The 26,103-nt window shown below is 70.3% G+C and carries 29 protein-coding genes and 3 pseudogenes; 16 read left to right on the top strand and 16 right to left on the bottom strand.

Going from position 1 to position 26,103, the window contains the following annotated elements; all coding sequences use genetic code 11:
• The coding region (locus AC2VNT_RS07495; RefSeq protein WP_486946249.1) for a DUF3427 domain-containing protein at positions 1 to 570 on the top strand (570 nt) is incomplete at its 5' end.
• An 87-nt stretch (positions 571 to 657) separates the two neighbouring features.
• On the opposite strand, the gene AC2VNT_RS07490 is transcribed toward AC2VNT_RS07495, so the two are convergent.
• On the bottom strand, positions 658 to 864 hold the full coding sequence (locus AC2VNT_RS07490) for a hypothetical protein (RefSeq protein ID WP_486946248.1): 207 nt from the start codon (positions 862 to 864) through the stop codon (positions 658 to 660).
• Positions 865 to 1,126: 262 nt separating this feature from the next.
• A pseudogene (locus tag AC2VNT_RS07485) lies at positions 1,127 to 1,390 on the bottom strand (DUF4143 domain-containing protein); the annotation flags it as partial.
• A gap of 637 nt (positions 1,391 to 2,027) precedes the next feature.
• On the opposite strand from AC2VNT_RS07485, the gene AC2VNT_RS07480 reads away from it, so the two are divergent.
• From AC2VNT_RS07480 to AC2VNT_RS07465, 4 genes are read left to right on the top strand one after another with little or no spacing between them, the layout of a single operon-like run.
• Positions 2,028 to 2,258 (top strand): DUF433 domain-containing protein, encoded by a 231-nt coding sequence (locus AC2VNT_RS07480; RefSeq protein WP_486946247.1) that lies wholly within the window; start codon positions 2,028 to 2,030, stop codon positions 2,256 to 2,258.
• Complete coding sequence (locus AC2VNT_RS07475; protein WP_486946246.1) at positions 2,255 to 2,551, top strand: DUF5615 family PIN-like protein; 297 nt, start codon at positions 2,255 to 2,257, stop codon at positions 2,549 to 2,551. Before AC2VNT_RS07480 ends, AC2VNT_RS07475 begins: the two co-directional genes overlap by 4 nt.
• 9 nt (positions 2,552 to 2,560) lie before the next feature.
• Entirely contained in the window at positions 2,561 to 2,848 is a 288-nt protein-coding gene (locus AC2VNT_RS07470; protein WP_486946245.1) for a type II toxin-antitoxin system TacA family antitoxin, read from the top strand.
• Positions 2,845 to 3,363 (top strand): GNAT family N-acetyltransferase, encoded by a 519-nt coding sequence (locus AC2VNT_RS07465; RefSeq protein WP_486946244.1) that lies wholly within the window; start codon positions 2,845 to 2,847, stop codon positions 3,361 to 3,363. The genes AC2VNT_RS07470 and AC2VNT_RS07465 overlap by 4 nt, the downstream gene beginning before the upstream one ends.
• Here the strand turns inward: AC2VNT_RS07465 and AC2VNT_RS07460 are convergent.
• The 4 genes from AC2VNT_RS07460 to AC2VNT_RS07445 all read right to left on the bottom strand — a co-directional run bounded on the left by AC2VNT_RS07460 (position 3,349) and on the right by AC2VNT_RS07445 (position 8,686).
• Entirely contained in the window at positions 3,349 to 4,239 is an 891-nt protein-coding gene (locus AC2VNT_RS07460) for an SWIM zinc finger family protein (protein ID WP_486946243.1), read from the bottom strand. The genes AC2VNT_RS07465 and AC2VNT_RS07460 overlap by 15 nt on opposite strands.
• Positions 4,232 to 7,264, bottom strand: coding sequence for a DEAD/DEAH box helicase (locus AC2VNT_RS07455; protein WP_486946242.1), 3,033 nt, complete (start codon positions 7,262 to 7,264; stop codon positions 4,232 to 4,234). Before AC2VNT_RS07455 ends, AC2VNT_RS07460 begins: the two co-directional genes overlap by 8 nt.
• A gap of 101 nt (positions 7,265 to 7,365) precedes the next feature.
• Complete coding sequence (locus AC2VNT_RS07450) at positions 7,366 to 7,671, bottom strand: hypothetical protein (protein ID WP_486946241.1); 306 nt, start codon at positions 7,669 to 7,671, stop codon at positions 7,366 to 7,368.
• 49 nt (positions 7,672 to 7,720) lie between these two features.
• On the bottom strand, positions 7,721 to 8,686 hold the full coding sequence (locus tag AC2VNT_RS07445; protein WP_486946240.1) for a metallophosphoesterase: 966 nt from the start codon (positions 8,684 to 8,686) through the stop codon (positions 7,721 to 7,723).
• A gap of 125 nt (positions 8,687 to 8,811) precedes the next feature.
• Here AC2VNT_RS07445 and AC2VNT_RS07440 point away from each other — a divergent pair, with 125 nt between their 5' ends.
• Positions 8,812 to 9,042 carry a hypothetical protein gene (locus AC2VNT_RS07440; RefSeq protein ID WP_486946239.1) on the top strand — a complete coding sequence of 77 codons (231 nt, stop codon included), beginning with the start codon at positions 8,812 to 8,814 and terminating at the stop codon, positions 9,040 to 9,042.
• Positions 9,043 to 9,094: 52 nt separating this feature from the next.
• Here the strand turns inward: AC2VNT_RS07440 and tpx are convergent, their stop codons facing one another.
• Positions 9,095 to 9,592, bottom strand: a complete 498-nt coding sequence (gene tpx / locus AC2VNT_RS07435) for a thiol peroxidase (RefSeq protein WP_486946238.1) — start codon at positions 9,590 to 9,592, stop codon at positions 9,095 to 9,097.
• A 101-nt stretch (positions 9,593 to 9,693) separates the two neighbouring features.
• Here tpx and AC2VNT_RS07430 point away from each other — a divergent pair, with 101 nt between their 5' ends.
• The 3 genes from AC2VNT_RS07430 to AC2VNT_RS07420 all read left to right on the top strand — a co-directional run bounded on the left by AC2VNT_RS07430 (position 9,694) and on the right by AC2VNT_RS07420 (position 11,885).
• Positions 9,694 to 9,891: a type II toxin-antitoxin system VapB family antitoxin gene (locus AC2VNT_RS07430; RefSeq protein WP_486946237.1), complete on the top strand. Its 198-nt coding sequence runs from the start codon at positions 9,694 to 9,696 to the stop codon at positions 9,889 to 9,891.
• Complete coding sequence (gene vapC, locus AC2VNT_RS07425; RefSeq protein WP_486946236.1) at positions 9,888 to 10,286, top strand: type II toxin-antitoxin system VapC family toxin; 399 nt, start codon at positions 9,888 to 9,890, stop codon at positions 10,284 to 10,286. Before AC2VNT_RS07430 ends, vapC begins: the two co-directional genes overlap by 4 nt.
• 231 nt (positions 10,287 to 10,517) lie before the next feature.
• Positions 10,518 to 11,885: a serine hydrolase domain-containing protein gene (locus tag AC2VNT_RS07420; protein ID WP_486946251.1), complete on the top strand. Its 1,368-nt coding sequence runs from the start codon at positions 10,518 to 10,520 to the stop codon at positions 11,883 to 11,885.
• 125 nt (positions 11,886 to 12,010) lie between these two features.
• Here the strand turns inward: AC2VNT_RS07420 and AC2VNT_RS07415 are convergent, their stop codons facing one another.
• A complete protein-coding gene (locus AC2VNT_RS07415) occupies positions 12,011 to 13,324 on the bottom strand; it encodes a DUF6745 domain-containing protein (protein WP_486946235.1) in 1,314 nt (437 codons plus the stop codon).
• Positions 13,325 to 13,526: 202 nt separating this feature from the next.
• Here AC2VNT_RS07415 and vapB point away from each other — a divergent pair, with 202 nt between their 5' ends.
• Both vapB and AC2VNT_RS07405 read left to right on the top strand, forming a co-directional pair.
• Positions 13,527 to 13,754 carry a type II toxin-antitoxin system VapB family antitoxin gene (vapB, locus tag AC2VNT_RS07410; RefSeq protein ID WP_486946250.1) on the top strand — a complete coding sequence of 76 codons (228 nt, stop codon included), beginning with the start codon at positions 13,527 to 13,529 and terminating at the stop codon, positions 13,752 to 13,754.
• Positions 13,745 to 14,155, top strand: a complete 411-nt coding sequence (locus AC2VNT_RS07405) for a PIN domain-containing protein (RefSeq protein ID WP_486946234.1) — start codon at positions 13,745 to 13,747, stop codon at positions 14,153 to 14,155. The genes vapB and AC2VNT_RS07405 overlap by 10 nt, the downstream gene beginning before the upstream one ends.
• A 13-nt stretch (positions 14,156 to 14,168) precedes the next feature.
• Here the strand turns inward: AC2VNT_RS07405 and AC2VNT_RS07400 are convergent, their stop codons facing one another.
• The 3 genes from AC2VNT_RS07400 to AC2VNT_RS07390 all read right to left on the bottom strand — a co-directional run bounded on the left by AC2VNT_RS07400 (position 14,169) and on the right by AC2VNT_RS07390 (position 16,484).
• Positions 14,169 to 14,372, bottom strand: a complete 204-nt coding sequence (locus AC2VNT_RS07400; protein WP_486946233.1) for a hypothetical protein — start codon at positions 14,370 to 14,372, stop codon at positions 14,169 to 14,171.
• Positions 14,373 to 15,213: 841 nt separating this feature from the next.
• Complete coding sequence (locus AC2VNT_RS07395; protein WP_486946232.1) at positions 15,214 to 15,648, bottom strand: SRPBCC family protein; 435 nt, start codon at positions 15,646 to 15,648, stop codon at positions 15,214 to 15,216.
• A complete protein-coding gene (locus AC2VNT_RS07390; protein ID WP_486946231.1) occupies positions 15,648 to 16,484 on the bottom strand; it encodes a lysophospholipid acyltransferase family protein in 837 nt (278 codons plus the stop codon). Before AC2VNT_RS07390 ends, AC2VNT_RS07395 begins: the two co-directional genes overlap by 1 nt.
• A 159-nt stretch (positions 16,485 to 16,643) precedes the next feature.
• Here AC2VNT_RS07390 and AC2VNT_RS07385 point away from each other — a divergent pair, with 159 nt between their 5' ends.
• The 3 genes and pseudogenes from AC2VNT_RS07385 to AC2VNT_RS07375 all read left to right on the top strand — a co-directional run.
• A complete protein-coding gene (locus AC2VNT_RS07385) occupies positions 16,644 to 18,119 on the top strand; it encodes a protein adenylyltransferase SelO (protein WP_486946230.1) in 1,476 nt (491 codons plus the stop codon).
• A gap of 205 nt (positions 18,120 to 18,324) precedes the next feature.
• Positions 18,325 to 20,973, top strand: coding sequence for a GH92 family glycosyl hydrolase (locus AC2VNT_RS07380; RefSeq protein WP_486946229.1), 2,649 nt, complete (start codon positions 18,325 to 18,327; stop codon positions 20,971 to 20,973).
• A gap of 45 nt (positions 20,974 to 21,018) precedes the next feature.
• Positions 21,019 to 21,771, top strand: a pseudogene (locus AC2VNT_RS07375) (Mut7-C RNAse domain-containing protein); the annotation flags it as partial.
• On the opposite strand, the gene AC2VNT_RS07370 reads toward AC2VNT_RS07375, so the two are convergent.
• The 3 genes and pseudogenes from AC2VNT_RS07370 to AC2VNT_RS07360 form a co-directional block, all read right to left on the bottom strand.
• Complete coding sequence (locus AC2VNT_RS07370; protein ID WP_486946228.1) at positions 21,771 to 22,394, bottom strand: RES family NAD+ phosphorylase; 624 nt, start codon at positions 22,392 to 22,394, stop codon at positions 21,771 to 21,773. The pseudogene AC2VNT_RS07375 and the gene AC2VNT_RS07370 overlap by 1 nt on opposite strands.
• 9 nt (positions 22,395 to 22,403) lie before the next feature.
• Positions 22,404 to 22,919, bottom strand: coding sequence for a hypothetical protein (locus AC2VNT_RS07365; RefSeq protein ID WP_486946227.1), 516 nt, complete (start codon positions 22,917 to 22,919; stop codon positions 22,404 to 22,406).
• Positions 22,920 to 22,981: 62 nt separating this feature from the next.
• Positions 22,982 to 23,092 (bottom strand): annotated as a pseudogene (locus AC2VNT_RS07360) (type II toxin-antitoxin system VapC family toxin); the annotation flags it as partial.
• Between AC2VNT_RS07360 and AC2VNT_RS07355 the strand changes: the two are divergent.
• Both AC2VNT_RS07355 and AC2VNT_RS07350 read left to right on the top strand, forming a co-directional pair.
• Positions 23,093 to 23,224 (top strand): hypothetical protein, encoded by a 132-nt coding sequence (locus AC2VNT_RS07355; RefSeq protein WP_486946252.1) that lies wholly within the window; start codon positions 23,093 to 23,095, stop codon positions 23,222 to 23,224. It begins immediately after the preceding pseudogene.
• Positions 23,225 to 23,363: 139 nt separating this feature from the next.
• Positions 23,364 to 23,837 carry a hypothetical protein gene (locus AC2VNT_RS07350; RefSeq protein WP_486946226.1) on the top strand — a complete coding sequence of 158 codons (474 nt, stop codon included), beginning with the start codon at positions 23,364 to 23,366 and terminating at the stop codon, positions 23,835 to 23,837.
• 12 nt (positions 23,838 to 23,849) lie between these two features.
• On the opposite strand, the gene AC2VNT_RS07345 is transcribed toward AC2VNT_RS07350, so the two are convergent.
• Both AC2VNT_RS07345 and recD read right to left on the bottom strand, forming a co-directional pair.
• On the bottom strand, positions 23,850 to 24,725 hold the full coding sequence (locus AC2VNT_RS07345; protein WP_486946225.1) for an NYN domain-containing protein: 876 nt from the start codon (positions 24,723 to 24,725) through the stop codon (positions 23,850 to 23,852).
• A gap of 62 nt (positions 24,726 to 24,787) precedes the next feature.
• Positions 24,788 to 26,103 (bottom strand): exodeoxyribonuclease V subunit alpha (recD, locus tag AC2VNT_RS07340; protein ID WP_486946224.1); only part of this gene is annotated, 1,316 nt, incomplete at its 5' end.

The following is a 26,103-nucleotide window of genomic DNA, read 5'->3' as shown; positions in this document are numbered from 1 at the left end:
CCGGTGCTCAGCGAGATGCGTCAGGTGATCGACATCGCCTTCGACGCCGCGCACCGCAGCACCACGTTGCTCGGTGAGTTGATCCCGGACCTGGCAGAGGTCCCGCTGGCGGTGCACGCCCGCTACTCGCGGGAGGAAATCCTGGCCGGCCTCGGGGCAGCTGCGCGGCGCAAGCCCAGCCACTTCCGCGAAGGTGTCATCTGGTGCGAGGAGATCAACGCCGACGCGTTCTTCGTCACGCTGAAGAAGACCGAAACCGACTACTCACCGACCACCATGTACCGCGACTTCGCGCTCAGCCCAGAGCTTTTCCACTGGGAATCCCAGTCAACCACCTCCGAGGCATCCAAAACCGGCCAGCGCTACATCCACCACCGCGAACTGGGATCGCACGTGCTGCTGTTCGTCCGGGAGGCCAAGCAGTATCCACTGGGCACCTCGCCGTACGTGTTCCTCGGACCGGCCGACTATGTCTCGCATGAGGGGGAGCGGCCGATGGCGATCACCTGGCGGGTCCGGAGGCCGATGCCGACCGAGGTGTTCATGGGGGCGCGGGCAGCGGTGGCGTAATTGAGGATTTCGTTGACGAATCGGTGCGCCTGCGACGCGCCTGCCATCACTGGTTGATCCCTGGCTCTGCTTCCTGGTACGCGCGAGCTAACGTCCCCGGTGGGCGGGCCCGGGCGCCAGAGCCGCGTGCAGCTCCAGCAGGTCGCGGCAGGCGTCGCCGATGATCCCACTGGAGTCGTCGGCGCGCATGATCACCTTCAGCGCTGATCCGATCGCGCGTTGGGTCACCGCGAACACCTCGACGGGGTCGTCATCATCAGCGGCTTGACACAGGATCGCCACCGCCTCGTGCATCTGGGCCCCCGTGCGCGTTGGCGATGTGCCACCGCCAACCGTCGGCCCGGGTCCGGATGAGAGGCAGAACCGCGTCGGCGAGGGCGCTCATCGGCTCATCATTGCGACCCCTTGGCGTCGCACGCAAACACGGTGGCGTTGCCCGACCCCGGAACCACGATCCTGGTCACGGATCTTGGTCACGACGAGCTCCGCCACCGCCGAGGAGAGCTGCGAGACCAGCGAGGGGCACCGACACGTCGCGGTCGCGCCCAGCCCGTCGTCAGCGTGTCCAGAGCGAGCTGACCGGTAGGGCCGCAAGCCTCGGACCGAACGGGGTGGCTTCCGGTGCTGCGGTGAGCAGCACGCCGAACTGAAACCGGTCACCGAGCCGGTCGGCGAGATAGCGGAGACCGTGCAGGTGTTCGGTCCGCGGTGTACTGGTTGCCTTGACTTCGATACCGCAGACCCGACCGTCGGGGTGTTCGAGAACGAAATCAACTTCGGCGCCACCGCGATCGCGGAAATGCCACAGGCTCGCCCGCTCGGGTACTCAAGTCCCGCGACCAGGGTCGTCTTCCCGACCTGACGAGCGCCATTGACGACGACGACGGGTGTGTCGGCGAGAGCGGTCAGCACGACAGGGGCGATCGCCCGTTCGATCACGGCCATCCGGACAGAATACCTCGCGGATCCGTCCATACTATTGCTGCGGATCTGTCCATCAGCGGTTGCGGGATCGTCTATTCGGCTGTTGCCGATCCGTCCTGCGTGGCGGCATGTGCCGGCGTGCGTGCTCGCGCGCCGAATCGGCCTGGCGTCTGGCCTTAGGTACCTTCGGTACCAATGTGGGTCGGAAAAGGTACCAACATGGCTCTGAGCATCAAAGACCCGTCGGTCCCGCCCTGGCGTGGGTTCACGCCAGGGTGTTTCGCGGCAGCACTGACATGCGTGAGCTGGTGTTCCGTCGACGCGTCGGCGGGCCCGCGTTCTGCTACTCGGTGCGACCGTCACACGCCGAATGGGCACGGTTTGAGGCGGCCTGCGACGTGGTCCGCGGTCGGGCTGGCCGCAGCGGTTCGATCAGCGGCTGTCTTCCTGCCGCATCCGGCGCACGCGGGGGTCAGCGGCGCCGCGCCGGCTGAAGGCTGCCCCGGAATGCACCTAATCGGTATCCTGACCAGGTGACACGGTTGGAGCGGACCACTGTGGACCAGGCGGTATGCCATGGGCAGCCGGTGGTGCGGGGCCTGCGGTATCCGGTCCAGTCACTGCTGGAGCTTCTCTCCGCTGGCATGACCATTGAGGACGTCCTCGCCGATTATCCGGACCTGGAGCGTGCGGATCTTCTCGCGACGTTGGAGTTCGGTGCGTTGACCTCGGGTGGTCATAGCGTTGCGCTCGGTTCGGCGTGAAGTTTTTGGTCGACGCACAGTTGCCGATTCGATTGGCCGCCTTTCTTCGCGACGCCGGCCATGACGTTCTCCACACCAGTGACTTGGCATGCGGGAACGCATCTACCGATGCAGAGGTTGTCGAGGTCGCCGATACGCAGGAACGAGTGGTGATTACCAAGGATCGCGATTTTCGCGATGGACACCTTCTGAAGGGTTCGCCGCGGAAGCTGGTCGTGGTGGCGACGGGCAACATCAGCAACGATACGCTCTTGAAGCTGTTTGACGTCCGGACACCGTCCGGACGATGGTAGAGTTGGTCGATGAGCGATCGTTCGGTCAACACCCGGCGTCATCGGCTGGAGGTGCGCGTCACCCCCGAGCAGGATTCGCTCATCCGTCAGGCGGCGGGACTCGAGGACAGCACCGTCACGGCGTTCGTGCTCGACACCGTCACCTCGCGGGCGAAGCGGGTGGTCAAACAGCACCAAGATCTGGTGCTGTCGAATGCGGCGTTCGACCGGTTCATCGCCGAACTCGACAAGCCGGCTGAATCGGTGCCGGAACTGGTCGACCTGTTCAAGAACACCCCGAAGCCGTCCGAAACGTGAGCCACCCGCGGTGGGTCCCGCTCGAACGGCTTGGCGCTCACCACGACGTCGGTACCTTCAATTCGGGAGACGCGGTACTCGACGAGTGGCTGCACCGCCACGCGCTGGCGGCGCAAGGCATGGACTCCGCGCGGACCTTCGTCACCCGACGTGGCCGCGTCGTCGGCTACTTCAGCTTGTCGATGGGCTCGGTACGTCGCGTCGAGGCCCCGACGAAGCTTCTGCGCGGCATGCCGGCTTATCCGGTCGGCGTTGTGTTGCTGGCCAGACTGGCGGTCGATCGTGCAGAGCGGGGCAGCGGTGTCGGCGCAATGCTTCTCGCTGAGGCGCTGCGCAAGGCGGTGCTGGCCGGAGAAGCCGCCGCTGCACGCCTTGTCGTGGTCGACGCGATCGACGAGCAAGCCGCTGCGTTCTACCAGCGGTACGGGTTCCTGCGGATACCCGAGCATCCGCTGCGGCTCTACCGGCGGATGAAAGATGTTCGTGCCAGCCTGGATTCGTCAACCAGCGGGTGAGTTTCCGCCGGCGTCGGCTGGCTGCCCAACCCGGGTTGACTCCCCACCCGAAAACGCAAGATACGCCGGCCGCAGCAGCTCGGGCCGCGACCGTCCCCGCACGGCCACCGCGATCTCCGGCAGCAGGTCGAGCAGCGCGGCCGGCGGACCGGGCGACGCCGGGTCCGACACCGCCGTCCCGTCCTGCCTCAGGTAGTAGCCCACCAGGCAGTCCGCCAGCGGCCGCGCCGGGTGCTCGGCTCGGTCGGTGCCCGGGGAACGGTCGGCGCGCACGGCGGCCAGGTGCTCGAGCAGGTCGGCGCGGTCCCGGCCGCGCCACGCCAGGATGGTGAACGGGTCCTCGTCGAAGGATTCGGCGAGCAGATAGAACACCGCGGCCAGGTGCTTGCACGGGACGGCGAAATCCGGGCAGGAGCAGTCCAACGCCAGATCGGCGACGGTGCCGGGAAACAGCGACAGCCCCAGGCGCACGAAGACGTCCTCGATGTCCTCGGGCATCTCCCCGGCCAGAAGTTTGGCGGTGTACCAAGCATTTTCGGCCAACGCCTGTTCGATTCGGGCCCACTCGGCCTTGCCGAACGCGCCGATCCCGATCCGCACCCGGTACGGCCGGGCCCGGCTGCCCTGCACGGCAGCGATGACCGCCCCGGCGTCGACCTCCAGGGAGATCACCTGCCCCTTGCGGGCGTAGCTGCGGCCCCGCTGCAGCCGGCTGCCCAAGCCGAAGCCTTCCAGCACCGCGATGAACCGCTCCGACCACCAGGTCTTTGCGATCGCGCCGCGGGTGCTGCGCGCCTTGAGCCCGCCCTCGACCGGGCGGGGCTGTGCCGGCGGCGGATACCAGCCGTCCCAACGATCCGAGCGCCCCCTACTCACCGACGGCCCCTTCGGACAGCGCGAACACCGCACGCAGGTCACCGGTGGACAGCTCGGTCAGCCAGCCTTCGCCGTCGGTGACCACCAGCTCGGCCAGCGCCTTCTTATCCTCGATCATCTCGTCGATCTTCTCCTCCAGCGTGCCGGTGCAGATGAACTTGTGCACCTGCACGCGGCGCTGCTGTCCGATCCGGAACGCCCGGTCGGTGGCCTGGTTCTCCACCGCCGGATTCCACCACCGGTCAAGGTGCACGACATGATTGGCTGCGGTCAGGTTCAGCCCGGTGCCGCCCGCCTTCAACGACAGCACGAAAACACCGGGCCCGTCCCCGGATTGGAACCGGGCCACCATCTCGTCGCGGCGTTTCTTCGGGGTGCCGCCGTGCAGGTAGGCGACATCGCGGCCGAAGCGTGCCGCCAGGTGCGGCACCAGCAGCTCGGCGAACCCGGTGAACTGGGTGAAACACAGCACCCGGTCGCCTTCGGCCAGGATCTCCTCGAGGATCTCCTCGAACCGGATCAGCTTCCCCGATCGGCGGCCCACCGGCGAGTGGTCGTGCAGCAGCTGCGCCGGGTGGTTGCACACCTGCTTGAGCTTGGTCATCGCGGCCAGCACGTTGCCGCGTCGCTCGATGCCGTCGCTGTTTTCGATCTTGTCCATCATGTCGTCGACGACGGCCTGATACAGCGTGGCCTGCTCGGCGGTGAGCCGGCAGTACTGCTTGACCTCGATCTTCTCCGGCAGGTCGTCGATGATCGTCGGGTCGGTCTTCACCCGGCGCAGGATGTAGGGCCGGGTGGCCGCTCGCAGGTGCTCGGCCGGCGCGGTCTGCCCGTGGCGTTCGATCGGGATCGCGTAGCGGGTGCGGAACCGCTCCGACGATCCCAGCAGCCCGGGGTTGAGGAAGTCCATGATCGACCACAGTTCGGCCAGCCGGTTCTCCATCGGGGTGCCGGTCAGCGCGACCCGGTGCGCGGCCTGCAGCCGTCGCACCGCCTTGGCCGCCCGGGACAGCGAATTCTTCACCGCCTGCGCTTCGTCGAGCACCACCCGGTTCCACTGTTTTCCGGCCAGCTCGTCGATGTCTCGGGTGGCGGTGCCGTAGGTGGTGACGACGAGATCGGTGTCGGCCAGCAGTTCATCCAGGGCATCGCCGCGCAGTCGGGCGCCGCCGTGGTGGGGGTAGACCCGCAGCCCCGGCGCGAATTTCGCCGCCTCCTTCTGCCAGTTTCCGACCAGCGACATCGGGCACAGCAGCAGCGTCGGCCCGGTGTCGGGATCCTGGTGTCGCTGAACGGCTTCCATCGCCAGCAGCTGAACCGTCTTGCCCAGCCCCATGTCGTCGGCCAGGCAGCTGCCCAGGCCGAGCGAGGACAAGAACACCAGCCAGGACAGGCCGCGCAGCTGGTAGGGCCGCAGCGTCGCGGTGAAGCCGTCCGGCGGGCTGACCGGGGCCAGCGACTGCGCGGCGGTCCCGGCCAGCAGCTCCCCGAGCCAGCCGTCGGCGCGCACCGCGGTGACCTCCAGCGGGGTGTCGACGTCGTCGGGGTGGCGGGCGGCCAACGCCAGGATCTCGGCGGCGGTCTTGCGGCCGGTCGGCGTGCGCGCCAGAAAGTCCAGCCCGCGGCGCAGCTGGTCCGGGTCTAGCGCCACCCACTGGCCGCGCAGCCGGATCAGCGGGGACTTGGCGGCGGCCAGTACCGCGATGTCGTCGTCGGTGAGGGTGTCGTCACCGATCGCGAGCTCCCAGCGGAAGTCGATAAGCTGCTCACGACCGAACTTGCTGGGCTTGGCCACCACGCCGTCGATCGGGGTGGACGCCGAGGCGGTGAGCCCGAGCTTGCGGCGCCGGTCCCACCAGGACGGCAGCAGCACCCCGAATCCGGCCTCGTCGAGCACGGCGGCCGTCTCGGACAGGAACCGGTAGGCGCCGTCGGCGTCGAGGATGAGCTGCGACGGGCATGCGGTGCGCAGGCCGTCGGCCAGTTCGGCGAAGATCCGGCTGGCCCGGCCCAACTCGGCCAACAGCAGCTCCTGCGGCCGGTCCAGCCAGCGGTGCAGGCTGCCGTCGTCGTTCCACACCTGTGCGGCGGAGACCAGCAGGCTCGGGTCCTGCGTCGACTGCAGCAGTAACTCCACCCGCCCCCGCGACCCCGCTGGGTCGCGGCCGTCGACGGCGGCGTCGTCGACCTCGGAGAGCCGGAATGTCACGGTGGCCGGGCCGACGGCGCCGGTGCCGATCTCCTCCCACGGCGCCAACGCCCGCGCCAGCGAATCGAGTTCGGTTGGGGCAGCGTCGAATCGACCGTCGGGGGCGGTCAGCGCCACCAACCACCCCTCGACGGCGGGAAGGCGGGTCGGGCGGCGCCCCCGGCGCGGCGGCAGCAGGTCCACCCCGGCCAGGGCGGCCCGCGCCGCGGCGTCGACCATCGCCTCCAGCGTCGACGACGCCAACTCGTGCGGGTCCGAGCCGTCGTTCTCGGCCCGGTACACCGGCGGCATCGCGGTGGCAAGCGCCGTCATCGCGGCCACGTCACGGCCTTGCAGCACCGGGCGCCAACGCCCGGTCACGCCGTGTTCGTCGTGGCGCAGCGCCGGCAGCACCCGACCCCGCTCGACCAGCTCACGCGCGAAGCCGACCAGTTCGCCGAGGTAGCCGATCGACGCGCCGTAGCGGACCTCGGTGACCGGCTGGTCGATCACCGCCGATGCGGCGGCGGCGGCCAGGTGCACGACCGGCACCGTCCACCCCAGCAGGGTGGCATCGGTCCGCGGGGCCGGGCGGGGGGTGAGCCGGATCAGCTCCGGGGAGTCCAGCGGCGCCGACCGCAGGGAGGGCAACAGCAGCACGCAGGTGCCGGGCTTGCCCGGGTGTATCCCGGTGATCACCTCGGCCGGTGCCGCGAACGGGTGCGGCCGCGCCGAACGCAGCGCCTGGCTGCGGCTTTTGACCGCCGCATCGGAGTCCTCGGCCCACAGCCGGCAGCCATCCGTTGCCGACCAGCAGGCGTGCAGGACCAGCATCCGGACTCCCCTTCGTCGCGCCTCGCGGTGCCAGGTTAACCGACCGACCCGACGCGTCCCGTCCGGCGCACGGCGCTAGCCCGCTGCTGTCAGTATCGAAATTACGCAGCGCGTACTACCACCCCGATGCCGTTCATCCGGCTGTGCCGGCCCAACGCCAGCGACCGGCCCAGCGCGTCGTTGACCGCACGGCAGTGCTCGCAGGCTAGCCACGCCCAGCGCGATACCCCGCCGGCGGCGCCGCGCAGGCAGACCAGGCACAGGTCCCACTCCCGGGAGACGTCGCAGCCCTCCCACACCACGGGGGAGTCTTCGTGCCGGCAGGACTGCCAGCGCGCCGGCAGGCACGAGGCGTAGCGGCTGCGACGCCGCGGCGGGCCGCGCAGCCCGCCGCACGGGATGTGCACCGACAGCTCGGTGATGCGTTGGCGCAGCGCGGCATCGGCGGCGCTCCGGTCAACCGGCCAGCCTGATGTAGTGGTCGGGGTCCACCCGGTCCTCGCCGGACCAGCGGTACGCGGTCAGCGCTCCGCCCTTGGCGACGCTGAAGTCCACGCAGGCGCTGCGGGCGCCGAAGTCGCGCGACGGCTCCGGCTCGTCGCTCCGCCAGTAGTGCCCGAAGAACACCGGCACCGTTCCGGTGTAGGCGTAATCGCGTTCTTCGAGCGGGATTTCGATGTCGGGCAGCACCGGATACGGTTCGCCGTCGACGGTTTTCGATCCGTCGTCCACCAGGGCGATCTGTCGCAGCGTCGTGGCATCCTCGTCCCACCAGCAGATCCGGGCCTTCTCGCGGATAGCGCCGCCCTTGTCCTGGTACGCCGGCTGCCCGTATTCGGCCAGGCTGATCTCCGGGCCTTTGAGCAGCACGTCGATCGCGTGGTACAGCGGGTCGCCTTTGGTCGACGCGCGGACGAACTGGTCGAGCGTGTTGAACCGGTTCCCGCCCAACGTTTCGTCGGCGATCCGCATCGACTCGTCATGCCAGCAGGCGTGGATGACCCGCAGACCACCCAGGTCCAACCAGAGTGGCAGCGTCTTGAACCACTCCAGATGCCTCTCCCGCTCGGTGGTGCTCAGCTCGTCGAGAAACGCCTGGTGTTGGTGGGCGTTTTTCCCGGTGTGCGGACGCAAGTACTCACCATCGCCCCCGGGGCGGATGGTCGCGTAGCCGATCGCGTTGAACTCGTGGTTGCCCATCACCACCTGGGCGCTGCCGGCGTCCACCATCCGGGTGACGATCTCGAGCACCCGCCGCTGCTGCGGGCCGCGGTCGACCAGGTCGCCGACGAAGACCACGCGCCGCTTCGGATGCCAGTACGCCGACGTCCAGTCGTTGCAGCGGTAACCGAGCTGGGCCAGCAGCGCTTCGAGCTCGGCACCGTGGCCGTGGATGTCGCCGATGATGTCGTAGTCGTTCACACCCCGATCGTCTCATCGTCGTCGGGGTCTGACAGCTCCCATTGCCAGTGCACAACTCGGTATCACCGGCGCTATCGCCTTCTTGCCCGCACGGCTTGTCACACCCGTGCGGTAGACCGGTGGGCATGAACAGGTTGACCGCCGCCCTCACCGCGGCAGTGTTCGCCATCGGTGCGCCCGCAGCGGCTCGCGCGTCCCCGGTCGCCGGACCCGACCACTGCCAGGCGCCGTCACAGACCCTGACCGACGAGCAGTTCCAGGCATGCATCGATCAGGACAGGGACTGCGCGCTGGTCGGTAACCCGATCTGCAACACCGTGCGCGTCGAAGGGAGCGCCCCTGGAGAAGACAACTGACACTCCCGGCGGATGGCCGACGCGGCCACCGCCCGGGATACGACAGTCGAGACTAGGCGCCGACCGCGGCCAGCGCCGCGTCGTAGTTCGGCTCTTGGCCGATCTCCGGCACCAGCTCGGTATAGGCGACCTTGCCGTCGGCGCCGATCACCACGACGGCGCGGGCCAGCAGTCCGGCCAGCGGCCCGTCGGTCAGCGTGACGCCGTAGTCCTCGCCGAAGCTGTCCCGGAATGCCGACGCGTTCGTCACGTTCTCGATGCCCTCGGCGGCGCAGAACCGCTTCTGGGCGAACGGCAGGTCCTTCGAGACGCAGACGACCGCGGCGCCGCTGCTGGCGACCCGCTGGTTGAAGGTGCGCACGCTGGTCGCGCAGACCGGGGTGTCGATGGACGGAAAGATGTTGAGCAGGACCGGCTTGCCGCCGAACTGGTCGTTGCTGACCGCACCGAGGTCGGCGCCGGTCAGGCTGAAAGCGGGGGCTGACGACCCCACGGCCGGCAGTTGGCCGACGGTGTTGATCGGGTTTCCGTGGAAGGTTACGTGTGCCATGGACCTAGTCTGCCAAGCCGCGGCGGACCGCGATGCGCCAGGGTCGCCCGAGCCGGACGAGCATGCCGCACATACACAACGGTCTGTGTAAATTCGTGTGTATGCGAACGAACATCGATATCGACGACGATGTCTTGCGCGAGGCGCAACGCCTCGTCGGGACGGCGACGAAACGCGAAACCGTGGACCTCGCGCTGCGTGAACTCGTCGCCCGGCACCGCCGGATCGGCATCCTTGACCTGCGCGGGAAGGTGCACTGGGACGGCGACCTGGCCGAGAGCCGTCGCGGCCGCTCGTGATCGTCGTCGATACCAGCGTCTGGATCGACGTCCTGAACGACGCTCCCGCGCCGCAGGCCCGGCGTTGTGTTGAGTTGATCGAATCGGGAGAACCCGTCGCGCTGACCGACGTCATCGTCACCGAGGTTCTGCAGGGGCTGCGGTCGGATCGGGAGGCGACGCTGGTGGAGCGCTATCTGCGCGCCTTCCCGATCCTTCGTCTGGAGGGCCTCGACGATTTTATGCTCGCCGCCACGCTGTATCGCACGGCACGACGCGCGGGCGTGACGATCCGCAAAACGGTCGACTGTTTGATCGCCGCTCCCTGCGTGCGCACCGGTGCACCGCTGTTGCACGCCGACGAGGACTTCAACCGCCTCGCCAGCTGCACACCGCTTCAAATTTGGCCGGGTTGACGGCCGGCTCGGGCCACCACACTCGCTACGCTGGCGCGGGTAACCAGCGACGATGACTCCCAGCCACCGCGGACCCGGCTGCCACGCCCGGTCGGCCGGCTGGGGTTGCGTAGGTTTGCCGCCGCGGCGACGGTCCTGCTGGTGCTCGCCGCGGCGTGCTCGCGTGGCGATGCGGCGCGCGACACCCGCACCACGGTAAGGAGTGAGACGCCGGTGATCCAGCAACCGGCGGTGGATCCCGCCCCCGAGCCCCCGGAGTTCGCGCCGGTCTCCAAGCTGATCGACGATGCGATCGCCGCCGACCGGATGCCCGGCGCGGTGCTGGTGGTCGGCCACGCCGGCAGGGTCGCCTTCCACCGGGCCTACGGGGTGCGCAAGCTAGACGGCGAAGCCGGGCTCGACGGGGCGCCGGCACCGGCCGAGCCGATGACCGAGGACACCATCTTCGACATCGCGTCGCTGACCAAGTGCCTGGCCACCACGACCGCGGTGATGCAGCTCTACGAACAGGGCAAGATCGGTCTCGACGATCCGGTGCAGCAGCACCTGCCCGACTTCAACCCGGACGGCGACCCGCAGCGTGCCCAGGTGACGCTGCGGATGCTGCTCACCCAGACCTCCGGTGAGGCCGTGGACATCGACCTGCACGACCCGTGGGGGCTGGCCGAAGCCGACAAGGCGGAGGGCATCCGTCGGGCGCTGAGCGCGCCGCTGGTGTCGGCGCCCGGCGCGGAGTTCCGCTACTCCGACATCAACCTGCTGCTGCTCGGCGCGCTGGTCGAGAAGCTCACCGGGGAGGACGAAGACGTCTACGTGCAACGCAATGTCTTTGCCCCGCTTGGCATGACGGAGACCCGCTACCTTCCGGCGGCCAAAGCGTGCGGCCCGCATGTGGTGCGCGGGTCGGCGATCGGCTGGGCTCCCGGGCCGGACGGGGGCGATCCGCCGGCCTGTCCGCCGGGGACCTGGAGCACCGAGCTGTTGGGCCGCATCGCCCCGACCGCGTGGGACGAGCAGCACATCGACGACCCCGCCGAGAACCCGGACTTCGGCCGGCTGCTGCGCGGCACCGTGCACGACCCGACCGCACGGCGGATGGGCGGCGTCGCCGGGAATGCCGGCGTGTTCTCCACCGCCCATGACGTGAGTGTCTTCGCCCAGGCGCTGCTGGACCGGCTGGCCGGCCGGCCGAGTGAGTTCCCGTTGCGGCAGGCCACCGTGGCGTTGATGACGACCCCCCAGCAGCCCGGACACCAACCCGGGCAGGTCGACGCCGCCAACGCGGCCACCCGGGCGGCCGTCGAAAACACGCCGAACCCGGATCCGCTGCTGGCGCCGCACTATCCGGCGATCGCCGGGCAGAACCTGTTCGGTTTCGGCTGGGACATCGACACCCCGTTCTCCATGCCGCGGGGCCGGGTCTTTCCGATCGGCAGCTTCGGCAACACCGGCTTCACCGGCACCTCGCTCTGGCTGGACCCGGCCTCGGACAGCTACGTGGTGCTGCTGACCAACGCGATCCAGGTGCGCGGCTCGACGCCGATCTCCGACTTGCGGGGTGAGGTGGCGACGTTGGCCGCGCAGGCGGTGGGGTTGTAGCGGCACGGCGGCGACGATCGGGTCGGCTAGATTAACTGGAAATCAGCGTTACCTGGCTACCAGGAACATCACCCTTTCGATGCCGGAAGCCATGATGGGTTCTCCTTCTCGGTTGGTGCCGCGGGTCAGGTGGCCCGGGCCAGGGTGGCGTACTCGGCCTCGGTGAGGTCGAAGCTCCATGCCGCGCCGGCCAGCGCGGTCGGACAGTCGACGGGCATGGTCAGCCCGAAGCTGTGGCGCTCCCCGTTGCGCTCCCGGGTGGCGTTGGTGCACAACAAGACCCGCATATCCCGGCCGGTGCCGCGGCCCGGTACGTGGTAAAGGCGCAGCAGCTGCCCCGGATTGGCCGGGTCCAGGGTTCGGTCGAGTTCGGTCAATCGAGCGTCGACGACGAAACGATCCCAGCCGATGCGTTCGATGGCGCAGCGGCGGGTCTCGACGTTGAGTTCGTCCAGGATCTGCTCCGGGGTCCACCTGGGGTCGATCAGGTCGGCCGGCACCTGGGTGCCGTGCCAGAAGCAGAGGCCCCAGCCGTCCGCCCACCGGAGCGCCGGGCCGGAGTCGTTGTGCAGCCGGTCACCGGGATCGAGGTGCAGTTCGACGGGCCGGTCGCAGACCATGATGAAATCGCGGGTCGGCCACCACCAGCGGGTCAGCAGCGCATCCTGATACGCCCGGCTGAACCGCCAAACATCCTCTGCCAGTGGCAGCGTCACCTCGTTCCGGAAAAATGCGGCGACGATCGGCCGGCTATGGGAACGGGCGAACACGGCGCGACGCCACTCCATCGGAATCGAGCCGATGACCGCAAATTCGACGGGCAGGTCGACGGCCATCTCGGTCGCGTAGAACATCGCCGGGCACAGCTGGTGAAAGACCTCCCGGTACAGCCGCCGGTCGACTGCCGCAACGAGCGCCCGGGGCTCCGGTGGCGTCCGTTTCCGCGGCTTGACCCAGGCGGACCGTCGGCCACCGTTCGGCGCGGGCACGGCCGGCGTCGGGGCGGTGCTGAGCGCGGCGCACGCCGCCGTCGATGCCGCCGCGGCCCGGAGCTTCGGATCCATCCCGGTCTCGGCGCCTTCGCGGACCGTGAAGCGAAAAAACCGGGCCAGCGTCGCGTCGATGACGGCGTCGACCGCGGCCGTGATCTCTGCCGGGTCGACAGCACTTCGACGCTGCGGCGGGCGTCGTCGTCCCCGTAGGACACGCAGCGCAGCCTCCGCCGCCAGGGAGCCGACCAGCGGTGAGCCGACTCGCACCACCACCCCGGGCCAGTCGCGTCCGGCATCGGCGTAGTAGCCGCGCATCCCATTCTCCCAGGCGTGCCATTCGGTCTCGGTGAGGGGCGTGGTGCGTCGCGCCGCGGCGATACATTCCCGCAGGAAGACCGGCAGCCGGTCCCACTGCGCCGTCGTCAGCTCGGTGAGTTGATCGGTCATCGCTAACCCGCTTCCGCCTGGTGATTGGTCGCGACGCTAGCGGGGGGCACCGACAAGCGGTGACAAGCGAACGAACGATCAGCAGACCGCGCCGGGGCTGCGCGGCGTGCTGCGAGCGGGTGAGGTGCACAAACGACCGCCGGCTGCCAGACTTCGACACACCGGGCTAGAGTGATATCGACGATATCGGGAGGTGGCGATCATGCCGGACGTACTGATCAGGGGCCTGTCGGAAGCCGCGATCACCCGTATCGACGCCGACGCCGCAGCGCAGGGTCTATCCCGCAATGAGTATCTGCGGCGCCGATTCGAAGCCGAACGATCGGCCTTGGCGACAGCGGGCCGACTCAGCATTGAAGACCTGCGCCGGGCAGCCGAAGCGGCCAGCGATCTCGACGACCCGCAGGTGATGGCGGCGGCGTGGCGGTAACTACCTGGCTTGTCGACAAGTCGGCATACACCCGGTTGGCGCAGTCGCCCGACGCGCAGCTGTGGATTGACCGCATCGAACGCGGAACGGTGCGCATCAGCACGATCACCCGGCTGGAGATCGGGTACTCGTTCCGGACCGCTGCGCAGGCACACGCTGAATCCGCCGCGCCGCCTCTTGCGCTGATGCCAGTGGAATACCTCACGCCGGCGGCGGAGGATCGGGCGGTCCAGGTGCAGTTGATCCTGGCCGACCGCGGTCAGCATCGTGGGCCATCGATACCCGATCTTCTCGTCGCGGCAGTCGCCGAGCTCTCCGGCCTGACTGTTTTGGCTCTGGACAAGGACTTTGACCTGATAGCGCAAGTCACCGGCCAGCCCGTCGAGCGCCTGGTGGTGTGACGGCAGGTGCGAACTAATCCTCGCCCTCGTCGCGGCCCCACACCTCGGCCAGCAGCCCGACGGTCAGCTCGATCAGCTGGGTGTCGAACCCCTGGGGGGTGAACGCCGCCCGCAGTCGGCGCAGCACGGCCAGATCGTCGCCGGCGGCATGGGTCGGCGCCAGCACGCCGTGGCGCAGCCGCAGCCGCCCGGCCCGGCGCAGCAGCTGGTGCAGCATCGCCAGCGGGTACAGGTCTTCTTCGACGGACGCCGGCTGGTCCAGCGGGTATCAGTGCGGGCGGTGCTACTGCACCTCGCGGACCACCACCCGCGGCAGCCGCCCGCCCGGGGTGAGCTTCACCCCGTCGGCGAGCAGGTCGAGCAGCAGCCGCACACTGGCCGGCACTGCGCCGACCGTTTCCCGCACCCGCCGGCCGGGGTGGCCGACATCGAACCCAGACGTCGTCGGGGCTGTCGGCGTGCACCGCCGCCCAGATCGGTTCGGCCTCGTCGATCCGGCTGGCGCGCATCAGGATCTCCGCGCGCAGGCACCGCGGGTCCGGGACCACTTCCAGCCCGGCGCGGATCGCCGCGTCGACAGCGGCCAGCGCGTCGTCGTATCGGCGCAGCGTCTGGTACTCGTCGGACAACTCCAGATACAGCCCGGGCACATCGAAGTACTCAGCCGCCCGGTCGGTCCGGCAGACCTGGAGCACCCGTTCCAGGACGACCGCGTAGGTTGCGGCATCTCTCGGACGGGTGCGTGCCGCCGCCGCTAACTCCCGATGCAACCGATCCAGTCGGCTCGCCGTGGTTGCATGCTGTCGCACGCCGGTGCGGCGCGTTGCTCGCGGGGGAGTTCTGCCGCCGAGAGGGCCCACGCGTGCAGCGGCTGCTCGCTGGGCTACACGGATCGGTGACCGCAGCAGAGCGTGCGCGGGAGTTGCGTCCAGGGGGGTTACGGGAGTTAGGCCTGGTGGGCGTGTCGTTCGCCGAGATTCTGCTAGACGCTGCTGTACGTCGGTGACGGCTTTGCACAGACCGACATCACCGCCGCATACATCGGGTGAACCGAGCCGCTACCCCCCGTACTCGATCGCATGCCGCAGCTGCTGCAGCCCAGCCTCCATGTTGCGGGCCAGAATCCCGCCGGCCAGCCGCTCGGTGAGCCACCCGGCGAACATCCCGGCGAACTTGGTGGTGATCGACATGGTCACCACCGCCGAGTCTCCGGCCGGGGTGACCTCGGTCTGCCCGGTGTGCCGTTTGCCTATCTGGGAGCGCCAGGCCAACACGTGCGACGAGGACCGTTCCACCCGCACCCGGCCGCCGACGTGGATGGTGCGCACCGCGATGTAGAGGTCCCACTCCTGGGACCCGTCCGGGTTGAGGGCGACCCGCTTGCACCGGCCGAAGCTGCCGATGATCGGCAACACCACGTCCGGGTCGGTGGCGACCGCGGCCACCTCGTCGATGTTGCGGTGCACCCGCACCGACCGGCTGATCGTCGCCATCAGCCGAGCATCGGGATGATCGTCTTGGCGGCCAGCGTGGAGAGCGCCACCTGCATCACCGAGGTGACGTAGCCGTAGGCATGGTCCCAGTCCGGGTCGTCGCCGAACCGCTCGCGCAGGTCGATCGGCGGCAGCACCTGAATCCGGATCTTGGCCGGGAACGGGACGTGCGGCAGGTCGCCGGCCAGGAAACCCCACGGCAGGCTGAAGCTGATCGGCAGCGACTTCACCCGCAGCAGCTTGTCCAAGCGCAGCCAGCGCGCCGCTGTGCGGCCGTCGTTGAAGACGAAGAACGTCTCCTGGCCGCCGATCGCGACCACCGGAACGATCTTGACCCGCTGCGCGTGCGCCAGCTTGAGGAAGCCCTTGCGGCCGTCGAACACGATGGTGTTGCGGTCCCGCCACGGCCGCAGCGCCTCCACGTCACCGCCGGGGTAGACCAGCACGTTGGCGCCCTGGCGCAGCAGGTCGGCGGCGGCGGCCTGGCCGGCGCGCACCATGCCGAACTTGCGGGCCATGTCGCCGATCACCGGCATCCGGGTCACCAGCTCGTGGGCCAGCGCCACCAGCGGCCGGCCGTCCACGGTGAAGTAGGTCTGGTAGGCCAGGGTGAACACGAACGTGTCCGGGATGTCGGCCCCGCCACTGTGGTTGCCGACGAACAGCACCGGCTCGTCGGGGACGTTCTCGAACCCGGTCACCTCGGCGCGGAAGTACAGCTGGGCAAGCAGCCAGAGCCGGGGCAGCATCCGGCGGATGAAGACCGGGTCGCGCCCCTCCAGCCCGCTGGGGGTGCGGCTCACCGCCCGGCCCAGCCGGCGCACCGGTCCGGTCACCACGTCCTCCCGTCTCTGCTGTCCGCCCGAGTCGGGTCGACCCGCAGCGATACACACCCGCCGGTATAGCAAATCGGCGCCGAGTCCACGCGGTTTCGGCCAGCCTCACCCAATGCTAGGGGGCCGGCCCGAATCCACCCGACCCGTACCCTGGATGGGGTGACCCTCTCCCCGGCCGGCGCTCTGGCGCTGGACAACTCGTTCGCCCGCGAGCTGCCCGAGTTGGCGATCCCCTGGCAGGCGACCGCCCCGCCGGAGCCGAGACTGCTGGCGCTCAACGAGCCGCTCGCCGCCGAGCTGCACCTGGACCCGGCCTGGCTGCGCAGCCCGGACGGCATCGGCCTGCTCACCGGGACCGCGCTGCCCGACGACGCCACCCCGGTCGCGCAGGCCTACGCCGGCCACCAGTTCGGCGGCTACGTCCCGCTGCTCGGCGACGGGCGGGCGCTGCTGCTCGGCGAGTTTGTCGACGCCGCCGGCCACCGGCGCGATCTGCACCTGAAGGGCTCCGGGCGCACCCCGTTCGCCCGCGGCGGCGACGGCCGGGCGGTGATCGGCCCGATGCTGCGTGAGTACCTGGTCAGCGAGGCGATGCACGCCCTGGGCATCCCGACCACCCGGGCGCTGGCGGTGCTGGCCACCGGCGCACCGGTGCAGCGGGAGACCCGCCAGCCCGGTGCGGTGCTGTCCCGGGTCGCCGCCAGCCACCTGCGGGTGGGCAGCTTCCAGTACGCCGCCTGGCGGGAGAAGCTGGACGGCGCGGTCGGCTTGGTGCAACGGCTGGCCGACTACGCCATCGCCCGGCACCACCCGGACGCCGCGCACGCGGAGAACCGGTATCTGGCGCTCTTCGACGCGGTGAGCACCGCCCAGGCGACGCTGGTGGCCCGCTGGATGCTGGTCGGCTTCGTCCACGGGGTGATGAACACCGACAACATGACCATCTCCGGGCAGACCATCGACTACGGCCCGTGCGCGTTCATGGACGGCTACGACCCGGCCACCGTGTTCAGCTCGATCGACCACGCCGGCCGGTACGCCTACGGCAACCAGCCGCAGATCGCCGGGTGGAACCTGGCCCGGTTCGCCGAGACGCTGCTGCCGCTGATCGCCGCCGACGACGACGAAGCGGTGCGCCTGGCCACCGGGAAGCTGGACGGCTTCCGGGCCCGTTACGACGCCGCCTTCGTCGCCGGCATGCGCGCCAAGCTCGGCCTGCCGCACGACATCCCGAACCCGCCGGTGGCACCGCTGGTCGACGACCTGCTGGTGTTGCTGCGGCGCGACCGCGTCGACCACACCGCGTTCTTCCGTCGCCTGGCCGCCGCCGCGCGCGGCGAGTTCGGCCCGGCCCGAGAGATGTTCGCCGACGCCGCCGGATTCGACGACTGGGTGGCGCGCTGGCAGCGGCTGCGGCCCCACGCCGCCGCGATGGACCGGGCCAACCCGGTCTACATCCCACGCAACCACCTGGTGGAGGAGGCGTTGGCCGCGGCCACCGACGGCGATATGGCGCCGTTCGATCGGCTGCTGACCGCGGTCACCGCCCCGTACGACGAACGCCCCGGGCTGGAGCGCTACGCCACCCCGGCGCCACCGGAATTCGGCGCCTACCAGACGTTCTGCGGAACCTGACCCCGCGCAACCGGCGCTTCAGGCAGACAGATCTGCTCGAAGGCGCTTCCCCGTCTTACGGCGGTGGGTCAAACGAGCCCGGCAATTCGGGCTTCACTTTGTGCTGCACTTCGAGCAGACCTCACCACCTAGTATGCCCTGAGCCGGGCGCCGGTGCCAGGCCGAAAATGCCCGCACCGAGCGCGGACATGCGGTAAAGACAGCTATGCGGTCCCGAACGGCGATCCTGGCGGTGGTGGCCGCGGTGCTGCTGATCGCCGGGGTGGTCGCGGCCCCGCCGACCGCCTACCAGTACCGGCCGGTGCTGGTCGCCGACCCGGTCGGGCACGTCGACACCCTGATCGGCACCGGCACCGGCGGCGAGGTGGTCGGCGAGATCAACAACTTTCCGGGGGCCGCACGGCCGTTCGGGATGGTGCAGTACTCGCCGGACACCGTCGACACCTACGCCGGCTACGACCACGACGTCGATGACGTCACCGGGTTCAGCATGACCCACGCCTCGGTGGGCTGCGCGGCGTTCGGCGATGTCCCGATGCTGCCGACCACCACCCCGGTCGGCGCGCGGCCGTGGGATGCGACCGAGAAGATCGCCCACGACCGCACCGAGACGGGGGTGCCCGGCTACTACACGGTGCGGTTCCCGGAGACCGGGGTGACCGCCGAACTCACCGCCACCACGCGCACCGGGGTGGGCCGATTCCACTACCCGCGCAACGACAAACCGGCGCTGCTGTACCTGCACCCGGGCGGGGCGCTGGCGGGCACGTCGGCGGCGACCATCGAGATCGGTGCCGACCGCAGCACGGTCACCGGCTGGGCCAGCAGCGGCGGCTTCTGCGACAAGAACAACCGTTACACGGTGTATTTCGCGATGAAGGTCAACCAGCCGTTCGTCGACTACGGCAGCTGGGACGGCTACTCGGTACATCCCGGGTCCCGCGGCGGGTCGTCGGGCCGCGGCGGGTCGGCCGGCGGCTACCTGGTGTTCCCGGCCGGCTCGGTGCTGGAGGTGCGGACCGCGCTGTCCTACGTCAGCGTGGCTGGCGCCCGGGCGAACCTGGCCGCCGAGGGCGGCGCCGGCTTCGATCAGGTGCGGGCGGCCGCGTCCAGGGAATGGAACATCGCGCTGTCGGCGATCCGGGTGGCCGGCACCGACGGCGACGACATCACCACCTTCTACACCGCCTTGTATCACGCGCTGCTGCACCCGAACACGTTCAACGACGCCGACGGGCGCTACCGGGGATTCGATGACGCGGTGCACACCGCCGCGGCCGGGCACACCCAGTACGCCAACTACTCCGACTGGGACACCTACCGCAGCCTGGCCGCGCTGCAGGCGATGCTGTTCCCGGACCGCGGCAGCGACATGGCCCGGTCGCTGGTCGACGCCGCCGAGCAGAGCGGGGCGTTTCCGCTGTGGGCACTTGCGAATTCGCCGACCTCGGAGATGAGCGGGGACAACGTGGTGCCGCTGATCGTCAGCCTGTACGCGTTCGGCGCCAGGGATTTCGACACCGGCACCGCGCTGCGCTACATGCTGAACGCCGCCACCAGCGGTGGGGTCGGGCGAGGCGGGTATGTGGAGCGGCCGGGCATCATCGACTACCTGCAGCGCGGCTACCTGCCGCAGACCGGCGGGCCGTGCGGCGACGGCTCCACCCCCGGCGCCTCGATCACCCTGGAGTGGTCGGTCGACGACTTCGCGATCTCCCGGTTCGCCGACGCGCTCGGCCACCGGGCCACCGCCGACGAGTACCAGATCCGGTCCCAGCACTGGCAGAACCTGTTCAACCCGACCACCCGCTACGTCTCGCCGCGCAGCACCGCCGGCTTCTTCCCGGACGGCCCCGGCTTCGCGCCGCCGCCCTGGTACTGCTTCGGCCAGGTCGGCTACGACGAGGGCAACGCCGAGCAGTACGTCTGGTGGGTGCCGCACAACACCGCCGGCCTGGTGACCGCGCTCGGCGGCCGCCAGACGGTGGCCGACCGGCTGGACCGGTTCACCGCCGAGCTCAACGTCGGACCCAACCGGCCCTACCTGTGGGCGGGCAACGAGGTCTGCTTCGCGGTGCCGTGGCTGTACAACCAGCTCGGCCAGCCGTGGAAGACCCAGCGGCTGGTCGACCGGATCCGGCGCACCCTGTTCGCCCCGACCCCCGACGGGGTGCCCGGCAACGACGACCTCGGCGCGATGGCCGGCTGGTACGTCTGGGCGGCGCTCGGGCTGTACCCGGCCATCCCCGGAACGTCGGTGCTCAGCGTGAACGCGCCGCTCTTCGACCGGATCGAGATCGCCCGCCCGGCAGGCAGACCCATCGAGATCAGCGCGCCGAACGCCTCCGGTCGGCGGCGGCTGCCCTACATCGACGCGCTCAGTCTCGACGGAGCGCCCACCGACCAGACGTCACTGCCCGAGTCGATCGTGCAGCGAGGCGGCAGCCTCACGTTCCGGCTGGCCGACCAGCCGAACACGATGTGGGGCAGCGCAGAATCGGCGGCACCGCCGTCGTTCGGCGCGGGCAGCGCGACCGTCACCGTCAACGCCGCCCCCGCCGTCGTCGCCGTCGCACCGGGCAGCAGCGGCACCGCGACCGTCGATCTGCAGCGGATGACCGCCGGGCCGCAGGACTACACCGTGACCGCCGGCTCCGCCGTCGACGGTGTCACCGCGGCGCCGATCTCCGGGCGGTTCGACGACGGCGGCTCGGCGCACCGGCCGGTGACCATCGAGGTGGCGGCCGCGGTGCCCGACGGGTACTACCCGCTGGTGCTGCGCGCCGTGACCGGCGACGGGGACCGGACGGCAACCCTGCTGGTCGCGGTCGGCAACGGCGGCGTCGGCGGATAGCGGCACGGCGCGGCCAACCGGGCCGGCAACCGGGAGAATGGCGGCATGGCCGGCCATCTGCAGGTGCGGGCCTACGCCGAGCTGAACGACTTCCTGGCGCCGGGCCAGCGCGGGGTGACCGTGCGTCGCCCGTTCCGGGCGCACCAGACGGTCAAGGACGTGTTGGAGGCGATGGGCATCCCGCACACCGAGATCGACCTGATCCTGGTCAACGGGGAGTCACGGGGTTTCGCGCACCGCCCGGCGACCGGTGACCGGATCGCCGCCTACCCGGTCTTCGAGGCGTTCGACGTCGAGGCGGTCGGCCGACTGCGCCCGGCGGCGCTGCGCGACACCCGGTTCGTGGTCGACGTCAACCTGGGCCGGCTGGCCCGGCTGCTGCGGCTGCTCGGCTTCGACGTGTGCTGGCCGGGCGCCGCCGCCGACGACGCCGCGCTGGCCGCGATCAGCGCGGGCCAACGCCGGATCCTGCTCACCCGGGACCGCGGGCTGCTCAAGCGCAGCGCGGTCAGCCACGGGCTGTTCGTGCGTTCCCGGCGGCCCGAGGAGCAGGCCGTCGAGGTGATCCGCCGGCTGGACCTGTCGCACCGGCTGGCGCCGCTGACCCGCTGCCTGCGGTGCAACGGCGAGCTGACCGAGGTGGCCAAGGACGCGGTGGTCGACCGGCTGCAGCCGCTGACCCGGCGCTACTACCACCGGTTCAGCCGCTGTGCGGCCTGCGGCCAGATCTATTGGGCCGGCTCGCATCTCGGCCGGCTGGTCGACCAGGTGGACCGGATCCGCGGGCAGCTGGGAACTCAGAACGCGTCCCAGCCGACGGTGAAGCCGTGCCGCAGCACCAGATCGGTCAGCACGTCGACGCGCTCACGCAGCGACCAGGACTCGACGGTGAGCCCGTCGGTGGCGAAGAACGCGACGTTGACCGACCCGCCGGGGGTGGTGCGCGACCGGTAGACGATCGCGTCCAGGTCGTCCCACCACCGCCGGACCGCGTCGGCCAGCCGATGGCAGGTCTGCCACACCTGCGGGTGCTGGCCGGTGCTGATCTGGTCGTCGACGCCGAGCGCGTCCAGGTTGGCCTCGGTGCGCAGGTCCAGCACCCGCAGGTGCCGGGCGGCGACCAGCCGGACCAGGTGCTGGCCGGCGTGGTCGGCGGGGACGACGAGGCCGGTGGGGCGGTAGCGTTCCCGGAACGCGCCGATCAGCTCGCCGGCGCCGTAGCGGGTGCGAAACCCGCCCGACTCCGGGTCGAATCGGTAACGCGGCGCGTCGAACCCGGCCCAGGTCCAGGTCCGCGGTTCGGCGGCGTCGAGCCGCCAGATCTCGGTGCCGGCGGCGACCCGGCGGCGGCGCAGCCCGGCGGGCCGGCCGGTCGGCAGGGGCGCGCGGTAGCCGCCGGGCAGCTCGGGCAGTTCGGTCACCGGGCCGGGTCAGCCGTCCAGGGCGGTCAGCATCGCCGACGCGACCTCGGCAATCTTCGGGTTTCGCAGCGCCTCGGCGATCGACAACCCTCCCAGCTCGTCGCGGCTGAGCCGGATGACCCGGTCGGCGGCCATCGGGTCGGAGGTGAAGCGGGTCAGCATCGTCAACACCTGCGGCAGGACCGGCCAGATCCGGTCGCCGTCGAATTGCCAAGCCGGAAACCAGGTCTGGTTGCCCACCGCGGCGCCGATCAGCTTCCCCCGGGTGCGCAGCCGGTGCACCGCCTGCGGTGAGCCGAGGCCCAGCAGCGTCTGCACCGCGCGGGTGGGCAGCGACCCGGCGACGAACTCGCGGGTCAGCGCGGCGCGACGCTGGTCGTTGAGGTGCTGGGCGGCGACGCGTTCCAGGGTGCCCTGCGGTGCGGTCGGGGCGGCCAGGATGGCGTCGAGCACCGCGGCGAACTCCGCGTCGTGCTTGGCGCGCTCGACGACCTGGTCGGCGAGCTGGACGACGGCGGTGGGCATGCTTGCATCCTACCAGTCGGATTTTCGATTGAAACAATCGAAACAGTGGTTGGCTCGGGTCGGATCGTGATGACCTCGACGTCAGGCAGTGCGGTGTGGTCGTGGGTCACGACCGGAATCCGGAGTGCTGCCGCGGTCGCCGCGATCCAGCTGTCGTTGACGGGCACCCGGACATGACGGCGTTGATGGCCCGCGGCCACACCTGGGTCACCGCCGAAATCGCTTGCGAATACGGGCCGGCCGACGTCGGCGGCAGCCGGCCGGCGTCGCACCGCACGGTGTTCGGCGGCGGCCCGCTGTTATGACCGGCGGTCAGCGAAGTGTGACGAAAATCAAGAAAATCGGTTGACTCCATCGCCGACACATCGCGGTATCCTGACCGACGGCCTTACATACCAGCGTTGACGAATATGCCCCGGCGTGGGGCGCACCTCGGAGATAAGCATGGATAGTGGTTCCACCAGTCGCGAGAACACCGATGGCCGAAGCGATTACCCGGAGGCTGTCGAAACCCCGGAGGCGGTGTTCTGCCCGCGCGGACACCGAAACTCCGGAAGCCCGGACTGCTGTGCCGAGTGCGGCACCCGGATCTACGCGTTACCGGAGGTGATCCAGTGGGCGCACTGCTACGACGGCTACCGACGACTCGCTCGCGGCGGGCCGCAGCTGATGGAGCTGCTGCGGCCGGAGCGGGAGAAGTTCGCCCGGTCCGGTGAGATCCCCGACTGGGCGGGGGTGGACCTGCTGCGGGGTTGGGCGTTTCTGTTGGTGCGCATCGACAAGCAGCAGCGGGCCGGCGGACGCACGCTGGGCAGCGAGTTCGTCGCGGTGGTCGACGCGATCGACCGGCATCCGGAGGTCATCCCGCGGGAGCGGTCGCCGCTGGATAGCGGCGCACCGTCTTGCGCGCGTTCCTGAGCCGGCGCGGCCCTACCCGCGCAGCCGCACCATCCGTGTCGTCGAACTCTCGTCCAGCTCGACCAGATCCGAGCGCGACCGCAGGAAGTCGCTGAACGACTTGAAACCCAGCGCCTTCTCGCTGAACGACGGGTCCATCCGCTTCATCTGAGCCTTGACCGTCGAGTTGTGCAACCACTCGACGTCGTCCTTCTCCAGGCCGATCCGCAGCGCCCGGGTCAGCAGCCGGGTGGCGCCGGCCTGCGGGTCGGATCCCGGCTCGCCGGGCTCGTCGGGTTCGTCGGCGGCGTGTTTGGTGCGCCGTTTCGGTGCGGCGCCGGCCGGTGCGGGCTCGGACGCCGACACCCCGGGCAGGGCGTCGTAGCTGACGAAGTCGTCGCAGGCCGACGCCAACGACCGGCTGGTCGCCCCGGTCACCCCGATGCCCACCACGTAGCGGCCGAGTCGCTTGCAGCGCTGGGCCAGCGGGATGTAGTCGGAGTCGCCGGCCACGATCACCACGTGGGTCAGGTCCGGCAGTCGGAACATGTCCTCGACGGCATCGACGGCCAGCCGGATGTCGGCGCCGTTCTTGCCGTAGGCCGCGGCCGGGAAGAGCTGGACCAGGTCGACCGCGCGGCCCACCAGCTGCTCGCGGTAGCCGGTGTTGACCTCGGCCGACCAGTCCGCGTAGGCGCGGGTGAGCACCAGGGTGCCGAACGACGACGCGAAGTCGATGATCGCGCCGACGTCTACGGTGGCGCGGGCGAGTCGGTCCGGGTGTTTCTCCAGGCCCTTGGCCTTGTCCCGCTGGAACGAGTTGCGGCCGTTGACCTGGTCGTAGCGGGAGATGACGATGTTGTCGAAGTCGAAGTAGACCGCCACCCGGGTGTCGCCGGAATCCGTCATTACCCCAGTGTGGGCTATCCGGGCGGATGTGGTCGGCGAGCACGCCGGCGGGACACCGGAGATCACGCCTCGCGCAGCCGGCGGGCCAGCCCGCTGGCCCGCACCGCCCGCCGGTCCAGCGCGGCGCGGATCTCCTGCTCGGAGCCGACCACCCGCACCTTGTGCCTGGCGCGGGTCACCGCGGTGTAGAACAGCTCGCGGCTCAGCAGCCGGGACTCGACCGGCGGCATCAGCACGGTGACCTCGCCGGCCTCACTGCCCTGGCTTTTGTGGATGGTCATCGCATACATGCTGTCGACGTCGGAGAGCCGCCCGGTGGCCAGCTCCACCGGACCGGACGCGGTGCCGATCACCGCCCGCAGCCCGTCGTTGCGCGCCACCACCACCCCGGTGTCGCCGTTGCGCACGCCCAGCCCGTAGTCGTTGGCGGTGATCAGCAGCGGCCGCCCGGCGTACCACTCGGCCCACGCCGGATCGCCGGTCTCCGCGCTCACCCAGCGGCGCACCTGCCGGTTCCAATGCTGCGCGCCGTGCCGGCCGTCGCGGTGCGCACACAACAGCCGGTGTTCGTCGAGGGTGCGCAGCGCCTCGCCGGCGTCGCCGAGCAGCGCGGCCTGGCGCACCCGCCGCGCGTGTGGCACGGTGATCGCCGCCAGTCGCTCGGCCGGGTCGGCCACGTCGACCCATTCCAGGTGCTGGTCACCGGCGGCCAGCAGCGCCAGCACCGCGTCGCCGTCGCCGCCGCGGATCGCCGCCGCCAGCGCGCCGATCGACTCCTTGTACCGGTGCGCGGTGCGCAGCGTCGCCACCCGGCTGCCCGGCCGGGCGGCCAGGCCGTCCACCAGGTCGGCCAGCACCGCGCCGGCCTCCACCGAGGCGAGCTGGTCCGGGTCGCCGACCAGGATCAGCCGGGCCTCCGGCCGCACCGCCTCCAACAGCCGGGCTGTCATCGTCAGCGACACCATGGAGGTCTCATCGACCACGACCACGTCGTGCGGCAGCCGGTTGCCGCGATGGTGCCGGAACCGCACCGAGCTGCCCGGCCGCGAGCCGAGCAGGGTGTGCAGCGTGCTGGCGTGCAGCCCGGTCAGCCGGTCCTGATCCACCGGGTCCAGGGCGGCCACCTCGGTGCTGACCGCCTCGGTGAGCCGGGCCGCCGCCTTGCCGGTCGGGGCGGCCAGCGCGATCCGCAGCCCGGTCCGCCCGGCCGCGTGGGCCTGCTCGGCCAGCAGCGCCAGCAGCCGGGCGACGGTGGTGGTCTTGCCGGTGCCGGGGCCGCCGGTGAGCACGGTGACCGGTTGGGAGAGCGCGATCTCGGCGGCGGTGCGCTGCTCGGCGAAGCCGTCCGGGAAGAGCCGCTGGAAGCCGGGGAGCTCGC

The sequence above is a fragment of the Mycobacterium sp. TH-M15 genome, assembly GCF_057473705.1.
Note: the sequence above shows the minus strand (reverse complement) of the source record. Positions and strands in the feature narration are given on the sequence as shown.

Bases quoted from the DNA above. Each gene is read 5' to 3' on its own strand.
- AC2VNT_RS07365 (WP_486946227.1), bottom strand. From the start codon at position 22,919: ATGCCCACCGCCGTCGTCCAGCTCGCCGACCAGGTCGTCGAGCGCGCC.
- vapB (WP_486946250.1), top strand. From the start codon at position 13,527: ATGCCGGACGTACTGATCAGGGGCCTGTCGGAAGCCGCGATCACCCGT.
- AC2VNT_RS07415 (WP_486946235.1), bottom strand. From the start codon at position 13,324: ATGACCGATCAACTCACCGAGCTGACGACGGCGCAGTGGGACCGGCTG.
- AC2VNT_RS07380 (WP_486946229.1), top strand. From the start codon at position 18,325: ATGCGGTCCCGAACGGCGATCCTGGCGGTGGTGGCCGCGGTGCTGCTG.
- tpx (WP_486946238.1), bottom strand. From the start codon at position 9,592: ATGGCACACGTAACCTTCCACGGAAACCCGATCAACACCGTCGGCCAA.
- AC2VNT_RS07440 (WP_486946239.1), top strand. From the start codon at position 8,812: ATGAACAGGTTGACCGCCGCCCTCACCGCGGCAGTGTTCGCCATCGGT.
- AC2VNT_RS07455 (WP_486946242.1), bottom strand. From the start codon at position 7,264: ATGCTGGTCCTGCACGCCTGCTGGTCGGCAACGGATGGCTGCCGGCTG.
- AC2VNT_RS07470 (WP_486946245.1), top strand. From the start codon at position 2,561: ATGAGCGATCGTTCGGTCAACACCCGGCGTCATCGGCTGGAGGTGCGC.
- AC2VNT_RS07430 (WP_486946237.1), top strand. From the start codon at position 9,694: ATGCGAACGAACATCGATATCGACGACGATGTCTTGCGCGAGGCGCAA.
- AC2VNT_RS07395 (WP_486946232.1), bottom strand. From the start codon at position 15,648: ATGGCGACGATCAGCCGGTCGGTGCGGGTGCACCGCAACATCGACGAG.
- AC2VNT_RS07345 (WP_486946225.1), bottom strand. From the start codon at position 24,725: ATGACGGATTCCGGCGACACCCGGGTGGCGGTCTACTTCGACTTCGAC.
- AC2VNT_RS07350 (WP_486946226.1), top strand. From the start codon at position 23,364: ATGGATAGTGGTTCCACCAGTCGCGAGAACACCGATGGCCGAAGCGAT.
- AC2VNT_RS07400 (WP_486946233.1), bottom strand. From the start codon at position 14,372: ATGCTGCACCAGCTGCTGCGCCGGGCCGGGCGGCTGCGGCTGCGCCAC.
- AC2VNT_RS07355 (WP_486946252.1), top strand. From the start codon at position 23,093: ATGACGGCGTTGATGGCCCGCGGCCACACCTGGGTCACCGCCGAAATC.
- AC2VNT_RS07490 (WP_486946248.1), bottom strand. From the start codon at position 864: ATGCACGAGGCGGTGGCGATCCTGTGTCAAGCCGCTGATGATGACGAC.